Raw genomic sequence first — 13,883 nt, 5'->3', positions numbered from 1 at the left:
GATTTTGACTTAGTTTCCGTATTTCTTTTGGGCAAAGTTAGCAAGGGCTTGCATAATCCATAACACGGGAAGAATCACCATAAAAAAGATTAATGTATAGGCAGAGCCAACTTCAACACGCATTGAGGCATAACTATCCGCTAAACCTACCGGCAAGGTGCGCGTTAAGGGGGTGTGGAGCATCCAAGTAAGGTTAAATTCACCAATGGATAAGGTGAAAACCATCATGGCTCCAGCCACAATGGCTGGAAACACGGCGGGAATAATCACCCCAATAAAACGACGCAAGAAAGAAGCACCCAAGGTTCTGGCGGCTTCTTCAATGGCGTAAAGCTCTTCTTTTTGTAGCGCGGACGACACCACTCGCACCATAAAAGGCAAGGTGAAAACAATATGCCCCACTAAGATGAATAAAAAGCTTTGTCTAAAGACGCTGATTTGACCGTAAGCTAAGATAAGAGCAAGGGCTGAGGCTAAACCTGGCACGGCCACTGGTAGGGTAAGCAGTTCCTCAAAGGCTCGAGCCCATTTCGAGGGATGACGAGCCAAGGCGTAAGCACAGGGCACACCGATTAACAGCGTGCCTATTACACAGGCTAAGCCAATTAAAATTGACCAACCAACGGTACTGCCGTAAATAGACCAAACTTCTTGTAACCAACGTGTAGTGAAACCGCTTTTAAAGCCAGCGCCATAGTTGTTGACCAGACCTGCATACAAGGATAAAAACAGGGGGCCAATCATAAATAGACACACTAACAGTGTGATGAGTCGCAACCATGGCGATGAATGTGAGTTTTTCATACCAGTCTTTATTTCTTTTCAGTCATAATGCGAGCTACAAACAACACAAGCCATGTGATTAAACCCAGCACAATAGACAGTGAAGCCGCTAAAGCAAAATTAGCGTAATTGGTAAACTCGTTGTAAATAGAAATGGGTAGTACTTCTATTTTGCTTGATAGGGTAAAAGCGGTGCCAAACGCGCCCATCGAGGTCGCAAAGATAACTGCGCCACTGGCGACTGTGGTCGGAGCAAGCTGAGGAATCCATACATCGCGCACGATGTGCCACTTCGAGGCATTTAAGGTTCGAGCAGCTTCCTCTAGGGCAGGATCCATGGCTTCTGCGGCTGCGGTATAGTTTGCAATAGCTCGTGGTAGCGAAAAATACAAATAGGCTAAAAAAAGTCCAATCACGCCATAGGCAAAGGTAACTCTGCCCATGCCTAGCTGTTGAAAAATATCCGCTACAGGACCTTGGCGGCCTCCAAGTAATATGACAAAAAAACCGACAATTACCCCGGGGAAGGACAGTGGCATGGTCAATAATGAAACTAAAAAGCCTTTACCTTTAATAGGTGTGCGAGCTAAATAAATACCGACTGTTGCGCCTAAAACCAGAGTGAGAGCCGTTACTACTAGAGATAAAACGAGGGTATTAACCAAACTGGTTAAATACCGCGAATGCGTCAGAACCACAAAATAGGTCTCCCAACCCTGTTGAGCTGGGAGAGCCAATAGCCGTGTCATTGGCAACAACCAAAATGCTAGAAAAAAAGCAGTGGCTGGTGCCAGACAGGCTAATAAGATGGTGCGTTGACTTTGATGAAACGCAGAGCTTGACATAAGAGGGACTAAATTAGCGGACTTCTTTTAGGTATTGGTCTGAGAAAGAGCGTTGAACGTCCGCCATTTTGCCGTAATCAATGGCTACGGCACGGTTGTATTCACTTTCATCAATAAATAAGGCTTTAATGTCATCAGGCATGGCCTCTGCACGCACTGGACGCAAATATGCTCTGGCCCAAATTTCTTGGCCGGCATCAGAAAGCACAAAATTTAAGGCTTTTTTCGCGTTTTCTGCTTGTGGGGCCCCTTTAACTAGGCTGATCACATAGGGCACCATTACGGTACCTTCTTGAGGGATTACAAATTCCACATTGGCTTGATCTTTGTATTTAGCACGATATGCGTTGAAATCGTAGTCAAGCAAAATGGCAATTTCCCCAGACAAAACGCGTGCATAAGAGGTTTGTTTGGGCACGATGGGGTCATTGGCTTGCAAGCTCTGGAAGTATTCGTAAGCCGGACCAAAGTCATCCAACGTACCACCTAAGGCGGTGTTTGCGGCAACGGCAGCCACATAGCCTACAAAAGCAGAGGTGGGGTCTAGATACCCAATTAAACCTTTGTATTCAGGCTTTAATAAATCAGCCCATGAACGTGGCACTGGTTTGCCATCTAAAGCATCCACATTCACCATAAAACCCATGGTGCCAGAATGAATGGCAAACCATTTACCAGCAGGGTCTTTTAGGTCAGCTGGGATTTGGTCCCAGTCGGCGGGATGGTAAGTGTCCAAAACCCCTTCTTTGTCTGCTTGAATGGCAAAACTGACACCCAAATAGGTGATGTCAGCCACAGGTTTGGCTTTTTCTGCCACAAGCTGCGCTAAGGATTGGCCCGAGTTTTTATTGTCGGCAGGGATCTTAACACCGGTTTCGTATTCAATAGCTCGAAGTTGAGTACCCCAATCAGCCCATTCTGTTGGGCAGTTATAACAAATAGCGGTTTGAGCCTGAAGGCTGCTCATACCTAAACTCAAGCCGATCACACTAGTGTAGGCGAGGCGTTTTAATAAGGATGGCATAATCATTCCTGTAAAAATGACCTTAGTCATGCGATATAAAAGGAGGTGCACTGGACTCAGCGGGTTGAAGCTGATGCGCTAGCAAAATACTCGCTTGAGCGTGCAGGGGAGTGTGTTGTGTTAAGTGTTGAATTAAAAGCTCTAAACTATGACGCCCAATTTCTGCATTGGGTTGCACAATAGAAGTCAGGCTTGGGGTAAGGTCCTGACCTAGACGGACCCCATCAAAGCCGGTAACGCTTAGGTCGCGCGGCACTTGATAGCCACACAGATGGGCGGCACGTATGGCTCTAATAGCCATTAAGTCGTTAGAACAAACTAAGGCGGTTGCAGTACGCTCTTTTTGCAGCGCTTGTGCTATGGCCTCTACGGCATTATCAATAAAAGGGACTTCAATCAGGGGTAAAAGCGGTAGCTGGGCTTGTTGAATACCTTGTACAAAACCTTCGTAGCGCTGTTGGGCGCGGTCTGACGCATGACGTTGGCCGCTAACCATAGCAATACGCTGATGCCCGAGTTGAGCTAAATACGCTACCACTTCGGCAAAAGCCTGTTGGTTGTTCACTGAAACACAAGGGTGTTCTGAACACCAGTTGTAGGCCAGCACATACGGGGTATTTGTGGATTGCAATAGCTCAAGCGCCAGTGAGTTTTTGGGGTCGGAAACCACTAAGATCACACCCTCTACGCCGAAACCGAGCAGTTTTTTTACAGCTTCTAATTCTTGCTCAAGCGTATAAGCGGTAGTGAAAGGCATAATAGAAAAACCGCGCTCGGCAGCAGTTTCGGCAATGCCTTGTAAACACTCGGTAAAAACGGGGTTGTGCAAAGTAGGCAGTAAGACCCCAATTGTGCGTGTGTTTTGGGTACGCAAGCTACGAGCACTGGCGTTAGGTACATATTGCAGTCGATGAGCTGCTGCTTCCACTTTGGCACGGGTAGCCGCCGACACTTTCTCTGGGAAATTGAAAGTGCGGGAGACCGTAGCCACAGAAACGCCTGCTGCTTGAGCGACTTTTTGTATGTTCATTTGCCTAGTTGTTGACGTGCGTAAAAATGTAATCGATTACATTAAAGCATGAAATTATGTCAAAAAAATGAAAATAGGTAAATAACAGTTGGTGTTGCTATTGCGCAAACAAGTTCTGATTATTGTTTTTTTTCTAATAATTCAAAGGGTTACTTGAGAACCTAGAGGAATCCCTAGGGGGTTAGATTGATGGGGTAAGACGCATAAAATAACCATCAGCCATAAAAAAAGCCTCTGGGCGGGCAGAGGCTAGATCAATTTTTAATATTTAGATTTGGGATGGATTGCGTAGCGCATGCTGAGGCAGGGTAAATATTTTGTCAAAGCACAACGTAAACAAAAACGTATACACCAAAAAGAAAGCCAACAAGATCGATTCCATAATAAAGGCTTCCCATACGCCCACGCCATACCACAGCATATAAATAGGCAAGCAAAATAGGATCAGACCGCCTTCAAAGCCAATGGCGTGAAAACAGCGTAGACGCAAGCTGCGATCCATAACTTGGTGACGGCGTTCCCACATTTCAAAAAATGTGTTGTAGGTGTAATTCCATGCCACTGCTGTAGCAGATACCATAATCGCTACAGGCAATGAGTCTTGGGCTGCACTGCCACTAAGACCCATTAAGATCAAGGTGGAAAAAATAACCGCGAGAATTTCGAAAATAGTGACGTAAGTTAAGCGCCGTTTAAAAGGGCTGAGAGTAATCAACGTAAACTCCACTGAGCCAAAAAGGGACTCTTGATTAAAGAGCCGGCCCGCCCCGGTCAAACATAGTAATGAAATGAGTGTGATCTCAACAAGCTGCGGTTTCTGCTTGCCCAAGTATTTTACGGCTCTAGCTAAGCACTGTCAAAATAACACTCATAAAGGTGTGAATACCAAAAATAAAGTGAACGTAGTTAATAGTGCTCAAGCTAACACTTTTTTGAGGCCAGCGTTCCCTCGTTGTGCTTGGTTTAATAAAAACTGCTGAAACAGTGTTTAGTGTTGTGCTTGCTTCATTATTGTTATTTTTTAGATTACATGTTTTTTGAGATTGAAAACCTAGGTTAATTACTACGTGGGTGGGAGCTATTGATTTACATTTCTATTGTGCATTAAGAATCATAAGCCTTATAGGCTATAGCGGTAATAGGCTGCTCTGTGCTGTAGGTAGGAATTATTATGAAATCGATTTAGTTCGGTCAATTAGCAGTTAAATAAAAATAAAGCCTCTACTTTAAATTGCTTCTTTGTGTGCACAGAGCGCTTATTTTAAATAAGCAACCACATGCTAGTAAGTGCGTTTGTATTTTCAATTGTGCCTAAGCAGGTATACCAAAGCACTCGTGTTCACACAGCTTGAGTCATTTATTTAAGTTTAAAATAATTAAATGGCTGTTAAAGCGGCTTGGATGTATTGGAGATTATTAATATATCGACGGGTGTATGATTGCATCTAAACTAAATTGGCGTTTTTAGGCAAATGCGTTATGATCTTTTTTGCTATATAAACTAATATTTTTACCTGATTATGCTTTGAAGGCTTGATGCTAGTAAGTATCAGCTCATAACTACAGACTGCAGCTGTATCTGGTCAGGGCCTATAAAGCTTTTGTTTTGGTTTAATAGTTAATGCTTTATTTAAAGTGCAGGCGCTTTTATTCTCTAGGGGATTAAGCAAATACCCTTAAATGGGCTACTGTTTGTTGCGGTTTATTACATGGGTTGCTAAAATGTAATACACTTACATAGGCATGCAAACACATGCATCAAGCAAATGGCAAACACGGGGAAAAGGTTTTGATATGCTGACTATCTTGCCTATTTCAGGAAGATAGCGCTACTGCAGAAAAAGACACTAATTAGATTGCTGCAAAGCACTGGATTAGGTGTTACGACTGCTCCCATATAGCAGGGTTTCGGAAGACAAAAAAAGTAGGGCTTTACTTTTTATGTTTTAGTTGGGCACTAACACCAACTCAGTCGTAACACCTAATCAAGCGCATGCTTAGCGTCAGGAAAGGACAAGATTGTACAATGCTTTCACTTTCTTGCAATGCAAGCGCGGTGAATTTAACATTGTTTTACAACTCTGTTCGTTTTTGGGTGCGATGACAGGGCCGAATTGGCCTTGAAAAGAAGAGCTGACAGTGTTGTCACCTGGGGGGTTAACAAAGCACCAGCTAGTTTGATCTGCAAACCATAGGCCTAGACATTTAAAAAAGCCAAGGCGTTTACATAAAAAAGCTCTAGTCTGGGCAAGTGCCTTGTTTTTCAATACCTTTTAGTATAGCCCTTCTCGGTTTAATCGAGAAGGGTTTTTTTGTGCTTAAAATAAGCTCTATAGGCTTTGTTGATGCGGTACTAAGGCACGGTAAGTCAAGTTTTATTTTGTGCGGGTCTTTGTGTTCAATTGCTTTGGGCTTTAGCGAAGTGCGCGGAAATTCCGTCGTTTAGGCGAGGGGGCGTCAACGAGAGGCGGCGTGTTTAATTGCTGGCCTAGCCAGAGAAAGGCTGATGATCAGATTAAAGCCATATTTGCCGTGGGGCTTTTCGTGAGGCTTTTTTGGGGCCTAGAGTTTGGAATATTTGATATTAGGCTATCAGTAAATGGAACAAAAACGAAAAAGCCGTTGATTTTAAAGGATTTTGATCCCATAAAATCAACGGCTTTCAATGTTTGGTGCGAACGGAGAGACTCGAACTCTCACACCTCTCGGCGCCAGAACCTAAATCTGGTGCGTCTACCAATTCCGCCACGTTCGCTTTTTTTACTGCTGAAAGATAAAAATTATAAGCTGTTTAATTTTTTCTGTCAAGCTTTTTGTTCATGTCGCACTTTAAATAAGGCGCTGCAATGAACGAAAAATAGATAGTAATGCTAAATGCGTTTCTTGTCTAGTCTTTTTTTAAATTTTCTGCGTCAATGATGCCGGCTTCAAGCAGTTTTTGCTGGGTGGCCGCATCTATACCTAGCTCAGATAAGATTTGTGTGGTGTGTTGACCTAAACGCGGGGCTTTGCTGTTAATTTCACCTGGGGTACGACTTAACTTTGGTACCACCCCTGGAACAGCAACGGGCGTGCCATCATCTAGCTCTGTTTGAACGATCATATTACGAGCTTGGTAGTGAGGGTCATGATAAATGTCCTCAATGTCATAGACGCGGCCTGCCGGCACACGGTGTTCATGCAAAATCTGTAGTAGCTCATCCAGTGTGTAGCGACTTGCCCATTGCGCAATGGCTTGGTCGATTTCGGAGGCATGTTGTGCGCGGCCATCATTGTGCGCATAAAGAGGGTTCTGCGCTAAATCGGGTCGATTCATGGCCTGAGCTAGACGTTGAAAAATACTATCGCCGTTACCGGCAATAAGCGCGTATTTATTATCTTTACTTAAATACGCATTGCTAGGCGTGATGCCGGGCAGGGCGCTGCCTGCAGGCTGACGTATTTCATTAAATACAGAGTATTCGGGTAAAAGACTTTCCATCATATTAAAAACAGACTCATACAGGGCCACATCTATATATTGACCTAGGCCGTCTTTGTCACGTTGGCGTAGTGCTAATAGCACCCCAATCACCCCATGCAGAGCTGACAGCGAATCACCAATTGAAATGCCTACGCGTACTGGTGCGCGGCCTGGTTCACCACTGAGATGACGTAGCCCACCCATGGCTTCTCCAACTAGGCCAAAACCAGGGCGGTCTTTATAAGGCCCTGTTTGTCCATAGCCAGATACACGCAACATAATTAATTTAGGGTTGATTTTTTCTAAATCGGCCCAACCTAATCCCCATTGCTCCAGTGTGCCCGGTTTGAAGTTTTCTATTAAAACGTCGCATTCAGTGATCAGCTGTTTAATGATGTCTTGGGCTTCTTTTTGACGTAGGTCTAAAGCCAACGATTGTTTGTTTCTTGATTGAACCGCCCACCAAACCGAGGTACCCTTATGCAATAGACGCCATTTTCGTAGTGGGTCGCCCGTTTTAGGAGGTTCTACCTTAATAACCTCTGCACCGAATTCCGCAAGTATTTTTGCCGCAAAAGGTCCTGCAATTAACTGTCCCAGCTCTAGAACTCGTATATCCGACAAGGGTTTTGGCATTGCTACATCATCCTTCGCTAACGCAGTGAAATAGTTAAATAGTGGTATAGGTATAAAAATCAGTAGACACCTTTACCTTGCTTACTAGTAAACTATAGGACTATCCGGTTATTTTTTGAACTTTTTCCGGTAAGATATGTATTTTTTGTTAACTTACTCATTTATATAGGTCTCTAATGCAGCCCGAGGTTGAAATTCTGTCCGGTTTGGAGCGCCGAATCGATGTGGCTATCTCTACAGCAGATGTCGAAAAAGAAGTCCAGGCACAACTTAAACGTGTGGCGCGTACAGCCAAAATCCAGGGTTTTCGCCCAGGAAAGGCCCCTCTATCTATCGTAGAGCGCAGCCATGGCCCTAGCATCCGTTACGATGCAATTAACAATGAACTAGGCAAAGCATTAGACAGCGCAATCGAAAACAGCGGTTTGCGCATCGCTGGTGTACCTTCTATTACACCTAAAGAAGACGCCGCTGAAGATCAAATGGTATTTAGCGCGACCTTCGAAGTGTATCCAGAAATCACCTTGCCCGAACTAACAGCGCTAGAAGTCACACGTAGTGATGTTACTGTGGGTGATGCCGAAGTCGAGCGCACCTTAGACATTCTTCGCAAGCAGCGTGCTAACTACGAAGCCCGCGACGGCCGTGAAGCCCAAAACGATGATCGTGTTACTCTCGATTTCAAAGGCGAAATTGATGGTGAAGCGTTTGATGGTGGTACTGCAGAGGGCTTCTCCTTTGTATTGGGTCAAGGCCGCATGTTGCCTGAATTCGAAGAGGCCACTCTAGGCATGAAAGCAGGCGAAGAAAAAGTGTTCCCTCTTGAGTTCCCCGAAGATTACGGTGGTACTGAAGTCGCTGGGAAAACTGCTCAGTTCACCATCAAGGTAACTGAAGTTGCCGAGCCTGTGTTGCCAGAGCTAAACGATGACTTCGCCAAAGAGCTTGGTCAAGAAGAAGGCAATATCGAAAGCTTATTGGCCGACGTTCGCGCCAACATCGAACGCGAAGCCAAAGCACGTGTAAATGCACGTACTAAAGCCAGCGTAATGGATGCGTTGCTTGCTGCCAGCAGTTTTGATGTGCCCAAGGCACTGGTTCAAAGCGAAATCCAAAATCGTATCGCTGCCGCTCGCCAAGAGCTAAAACAGCGTGGTTTACCGAACGCCGACGACATGCCTATTCCTGAAGACGTATTCCAGGACGAAGCCGAGCGTCGTGTACGTCTAGGTCTGTTGTTGTCTGCGTTAGTAGAAAGCGCCGAGCTATCTGCTACACCAGAGCAGGTACGTGCTCGTATCGAAGAGTTCGCACAAAACTACGAACAACCTGAAGAGGTCATCAGCTTCTATTTATCCGATGCTCAGCGTCGTGCTGAAATCGAGGCGATTGTATTGGAAGACAATGTAGTAGATCATATTGTGTCCCAAGCCAAAGTAACTGATGAAAACGTGGATTTTGAGCAATTAATGGGAAATAACTAAATGTCGTCTCGTTTTATCGACTTCTATGCATCTATGAATGGTGGACATGCTGTAACGCCTACAGGCCTTGGCTATGTTCCTATCGTGGTTGAGCAGTCTGGCCGCGGAGAGCGTTCTTACGATATTTATTCGCGCTTATTGCGTGAGCGCATTATCTTTTTGGTTGGGCCCGTTAACGATAATTCTGCCAACTTAATCGTGGCGCAATTGTTGTTCTTAGAGTCGGAAAACCCAGATAAAGATATTTCGCTCTACATTAACTCACCTGGTGGGTCTGTGTATGCGGGTATGGCTATCTACGATACGATGCAGTTTGTAAAGCCCGAGGTGTCAACTTTATGCACGGGTATGGCAGCAAGCATGGGCGCTTTTCTTTTGTCCTCAGGTCAAAAGGGCAAGCGTTTTGCTCTGCCAAACTCACGTATCATGATTCACCAGCCTTCAGGTGGCGCTCAAGGTCAAGCCTCTGATATTCAAATTCAAGCCAAGGAAATCCTAAGCTTGCGCGAACGTCTCAATCGAATTTTGGCCGAAAATACAGGTCAAAGCATTGAGCAAATTGCACTCGATACAGAGCGTGATCGTTTTATGGATGCTGCCGAGGCAACGGAATACGGTTTATTAGACCGAGTACTTACTCATCGTTCAGACGATATTTAAGGGTTATGGCGACAAGGCCTAGGCTTTGTCGCTCCCATCCCTCTCCCTGCTATCTGCGGTTCGCCGCATTATTTTGATTTTATATATTTATGTCCGATAAACATCCGACCGACGATAAAGCCCTCCACTGCTCTTTTTGTAATAAAACACAAAGCGAGGTAGAGAAGCTTATTTCAGGTCCTGGGTCAGTCTATATTTGCAACGAGTGTATTGGCTTATGCAACGAGATGATCCTAGAGGACAAGCAAGAGCAAAATGCGGTTGAGCTCATCGGGGCCGACTTACCTACACCGCATGAAATCAAAGCTTTTCTTGATGAATACGTCATTGGCCAAGATCAGCCCAAGCGTAACTTAGCGGTTGCGGTTTATAACCACTACAAACGTATCCAATACGCAGGGTTAACGGGCGATGTAGAGCTTTCAAAAAGTAATATCCTACTTATAGGTCCGACGGGTTCTGGAAAGACGTTGCTTGCTCAAACGTTAGCACGCATGCTCAAGGTTCCTTTTGTGATGGCTGACGCAACCACCTTAACCGAAGCCGGTTATGTGGGCGAGGACGTAGAAAATATAGTTCAAAAGCTATTACAAGCATGTGAGTACGATGTAGATAAAGCGCAGCGCGCTATTATTTATATTGACGAGATCGACAAAATCTCACGCAAAGCGGACAACCCGTCTATTACACGCGATGTATCAGGCGAGGGTGTGCAGCAAGCGTTATTAAAAATCATCGAAGGCACGGTTGCCTCTGTACCCCCCCAAGGCGGGCGCAAGCATCCAAACCAAGATTTTATTCAGGTTGATACCACCAATATTTTATTTATTGTGGGTGGGGCATTCGATGGCTTAGAAAAAGTCATTCAAAACCGTACTGAAAAATCAGGCATTGGTTTTGGTGCCAAAGTCAGTGCGCGTAGTGAACGTGGCGTCGGAGAGCTCTTCGCCGAGGTCGAGCCCGAAGATTTAATTAAATTTGGCTTAATCCCCGAGCTAGTGGGTCGTTTGCCTGTAGTTACTACACTCCAAGAATTAGACGAAGACGCATTGATTCGCATCCTTACCGAGCCTAAAAATGCGCTTATCAAACAATTCCAGCAGTTGTTTACTATGGAAGACGTCGAGCTTGAAATCGAAGATGAAGCGTTAAAAACTGTGGCTCAGGCAGCTATCAAGCGTAAAACAGGGGCACGTGGCTTGCGCTCTATAGTAGAGAAATCACTGCTTGATACTATGTACGACCTCCCTTCAATGCCTGATGTGAGTAAAGTTATTCTTACCAAAGAGGCAGTAGAAGGCACGGCTAAGCCCGTCGTGGTCCATGCTGCAGATGCTCTTGCTCAAGCTTCTGGCGATAACGCCGTGGCCTAATCACCACCTATTTATCCGTTAGCGCTGTTTTTACGTTTTGCCTACTTGAAATTGCCAAGTTCGCCTCAATCTGTAAGTCAGAAGCTAGAACCACAAGGGGAAGCTATCTTGCTTCCCCTTGTGGTTTAAGGTAATTAAAAGGAAATTACTATGTCTGCAAGCCAGATTTTATCTATGGAATCCACGGAACTACCTCTATTGCCTTTGCGCGATGTGGTGGTGTTTCCGCATATGGTGATTCCTTTATTTGTTGGACGTCCTCGCTCCATCAAGGCGCTTGAACTCGCCATGGAGTCAGGTAATACCATTTTATTGGTAGCGCAAAAAACGGCTAGCAAAGACGAGCCCACCGCCGACGATATGTATGAAATCGGTTGTGCGGCATCCATTTTGCAAATGTTAAAACTGCCCGACGGTACGGTTAAAGTATTGGTCGAGGGGGTTGAGCGGGCTAAAATTGAAGCGGTTATCGATAACGAGACTCACTTCAGTGGCAAAGCCATTGCTGTAGAAAATGCCACCGAGACTCCGGCTGAAGCCGAGGCCCTGCGTCGTGCTGTTGTGGCTCAATTCGAGCAATACGTCAAACTAAATAAAAAAATTCCTCAGGAAATCTTGACGTCCTTGAATGCAATCGAAGAGGCCAGTCGTTTGGCCGATACGGTTGCCGCGCATTTGCCATTAAAACTCGAGCAGAAACAACAAATGCTCGAGTCCATTCCTGTGGTTGAGCGTCTCGAAGCCTTATTAAGCCAGCTCGAAACAGAAATTGATATCTTGCAGGTTGAAAAACGAATTCGTGGTCGCGTTAAAAAACAAATGGAAAAAAGCCAGCGCGATTACTACCTAAACGAGCAAGTTAAAGCCATTCAAAAAGAATTGGGCGAAGGCGAAGACGGCGCAGAAATTGAAGAGCTTGAGCAGCGTATAGCCGAAGCCAAGCTACCTAAAGATGCGCTGAAAAAAGCCGAGGCCGAGCTGAAAAAGCTCAAAATGATGTCGCCTATGTCGGCCGAGGCCACCGTAGTGCGCAACTACCTCGATACGCTAATTGGTCTACCATGGCGTAAACGCAGTCGTATTAACAACTCGTTAACGAATGCTGAAGAGGTGTTGGATGCTGATCACCATGGTCTTGAAAAGGTCAAAGAGCGCATTGTTGAATACCTAGCAGTACAGCAGCGCGTTTCTAAACTCAAAGCGCCAATTTTGTGTTTGGTTGGGCCACCCGGGGTAGGTAAGACCTCATTGGGGCAGTCTATTGCTAAAGCCACAAATCGTAAATATGTGCGGATGGCATTGGGTGGTGTACGTGACGAGGCCGAGATTCGTGGTCACCGTCGTACCTACATTGGTTCCATGCCAGGAAAAATACTGCAAAATATGAGTAAAGTGGGTGTGCGGAACCCATTATTCTTACTCGATGAGATCGATAAGATGGGTGCTGATTTCCGTGGTGATCCGTCTTCGGCTTTACTCGAGGTGCTGGATCCAGAGCAAAACCACACCTTCCAAGATCACTACCTCGAGGTGGATTTCGATCTTTCAGATGTGATGTTTGTGGCAACCAGCAATACGCTGAATATTCCGCCTGCTTTGCTTGATCGTATGGAGGTTATCCGTTTGTCGGGGTATACCGAAGACGAAAAAGTAAACATTGCATTTAAGCATTTGATCCCTAAGCTCATGTCTAACAATGGTGTGAAGAAAGGCGAGCTAGAGATTACCGAAGAGGCAATCCGTGACGTCGTGCGTTATTACACACGCGAGGCCGGTGTGCGCTCTCTAGAGCGTGAAATCAGCAAAATTTGCCGCAAGGCCGTGCATAAGTTTCTGGTGCAACCCAAGGGTGCCAAAGCAGAAGCCATTGTGGTCACTAGCGACAACTTAAGCGATTTCCTTGGCGTGCGTCGTTTTGATTTTGGTGTGGCTGAAACGGAAAACAAAGTGGGTCAGGTCACCGGTCTTGCTTGGACCGAAGTGGGCGGTGACTTACTCACCATCGAAGTGGCCGATATGCCGGGTAAAGGCAATATCCAACGCACTGGGTCGATTGGCGATGTGATGAAAGAGTCGGTCGAGGCGGCGCGTACCGTAGTGCGTTCCCGTGCGCAAAAGTGGGGGGTAGCTGATCCTATTTTTGAGAAACGTGATCTGCATGTGCACTTCCCAGATGGGGCTACACCTAAAGATGGTCCTTCTGCGGGTATTGCCATTACTACTGCCATAGTGTCTTCACTTACAGGTATCCCTATTCGTGCTGATGTAGCCATGACAGGTGAAATCACTTTGCGTGGCGAGGTGTTGGAAATTGGTGGTCTAAAAGAAAAACTTCTCGCTGCTCAGCGTGGTGGTATTAAGACCGTAATGATTCCCGAGCAAAACGTGAAGGATCTAGCCGATATTCCTGACAATGTGAAAAATACATTGGAAATTATCCCAGTACGTTGGATTGACCGTGTATTAGAAGTGGCGTTAGAAAAAATGCCAACCCCGTTGTCTGATGAAGAACTAGCGCGTATTACTGCTGAGGCTGTTGCTGCAAAAAGCGCACCGGCTATTAGTGGGGTGATTAAACACTAAGA

General features: G+C 45.5%; 10 protein-coding genes and 1 tRNA gene. 4 read left to right on the top strand and 7 right to left on the bottom strand.

All coding sequences use genetic code 11. The features are described from left to right. Window positions 1-9 precede the first annotated feature (9 nt). From ACBP46_RS06900 to ACBP46_RS06870, 7 genes are all read right to left on the bottom strand, one after another. The gene (locus tag ACBP46_RS06900) at window positions 10-804 is read right to left on the bottom strand and encodes an ABC transporter permease (protein WP_371015994.1); all 795 of its coding nucleotides are present in this window, start codon (window positions 802-804) and stop codon (window positions 10-12) included. A gap of 8 nt (window positions 805-812) precedes the next feature. Continuing rightward, window positions 813-1,628, bottom strand: coding sequence for an ABC transporter permease (locus ACBP46_RS06895; RefSeq protein ID WP_371015993.1), 816 nt, complete (start codon window positions 1,626-1,628; stop codon window positions 813-815). A gap of 13 nt (window positions 1,629-1,641) precedes the next feature. Continuing rightward, the gene (locus ACBP46_RS06890) at window positions 1,642-2,595 is read right to left on the bottom strand and encodes an ABC transporter substrate-binding protein (RefSeq protein ID WP_371016062.1); all 954 of its coding nucleotides are present in this window, start codon (window positions 2,593-2,595) and stop codon (window positions 1,642-1,644) included. Between the two features lie 79 nt (window positions 2,596-2,674). Continuing rightward, window positions 2,675-3,682 (bottom strand): LacI family DNA-binding transcriptional regulator, encoded by a 1,008-nt coding sequence (locus tag ACBP46_RS06885; RefSeq protein ID WP_371015992.1) that lies wholly within the window; start codon window positions 3,680-3,682, stop codon window positions 2,675-2,677. Window positions 3,683-3,950: 268 nt separating this feature from the next. Next, a complete protein-coding gene (locus ACBP46_RS06880; RefSeq protein WP_371015991.1) occupies window positions 3,951-4,397 on the bottom strand; it encodes a PACE efflux transporter in 447 nt (148 codons plus the stop codon). Window positions 4,398-6,352: 1,955 nt separating this feature from the next. After that, window positions 6,353-6,437: transfer RNA gene (locus ACBP46_RS06875), tRNA-Leu, on the bottom strand. 132 nt (window positions 6,438-6,569) lie between these two features. Next, window positions 6,570-7,781, bottom strand: a complete 1,212-nt coding sequence (locus tag ACBP46_RS06870) for a CaiB/BaiF CoA transferase family protein (RefSeq protein ID WP_371015990.1) — start codon at window positions 7,779-7,781, stop codon at window positions 6,570-6,572. A gap of 176 nt (window positions 7,782-7,957) precedes the next feature. On the opposite strand from ACBP46_RS06870, the gene tig reads away from it, so the two are divergent. From tig to lon, 4 genes are all read left to right on the top strand, one after another. Then, window positions 7,958-9,265 (top strand): trigger factor, encoded by a 1,308-nt coding sequence (gene tig / locus ACBP46_RS06865; protein ID WP_371015989.1) that lies wholly within the window; start codon window positions 7,958-7,960, stop codon window positions 9,263-9,265. After that, window positions 9,266-9,925: an ATP-dependent Clp endopeptidase proteolytic subunit ClpP gene (gene clpP / locus ACBP46_RS06860; protein ID WP_371015988.1), complete on the top strand. Its 660-nt coding sequence runs from the start codon at window positions 9,266-9,268 to the stop codon at window positions 9,923-9,925. Window positions 9,926-10,014: 89 nt separating this feature from the next. Further along, window positions 10,015-11,298 (top strand): ATP-dependent Clp protease ATP-binding subunit ClpX, encoded by a 1,284-nt coding sequence (clpX, locus tag ACBP46_RS06855; RefSeq protein ID WP_371015987.1) that lies wholly within the window; start codon window positions 10,015-10,017, stop codon window positions 11,296-11,298. Window positions 11,299-11,448: 150 nt separating this feature from the next. Next, window positions 11,449-13,881: an endopeptidase La gene (gene lon / locus ACBP46_RS06850; RefSeq protein WP_371015986.1), complete on the top strand. Its 2,433-nt coding sequence runs from the start codon at window positions 11,449-11,451 to the stop codon at window positions 13,879-13,881. Window positions 13,882-13,883: the final 2 nt, after the last annotated feature.

Origin of the sequence: Paenalcaligenes hominis (assembly GCF_041359055.1) — a bacterium.
In the GTDB taxonomy this organism is placed as follows: domain Bacteria; phylum Pseudomonadota; class Gammaproteobacteria; order Burkholderiales; family Burkholderiaceae_B; genus Paenalcaligenes; species Paenalcaligenes hominis_A.
This window is presented reverse-complemented; position numbering and strand designations above follow the sequence as displayed.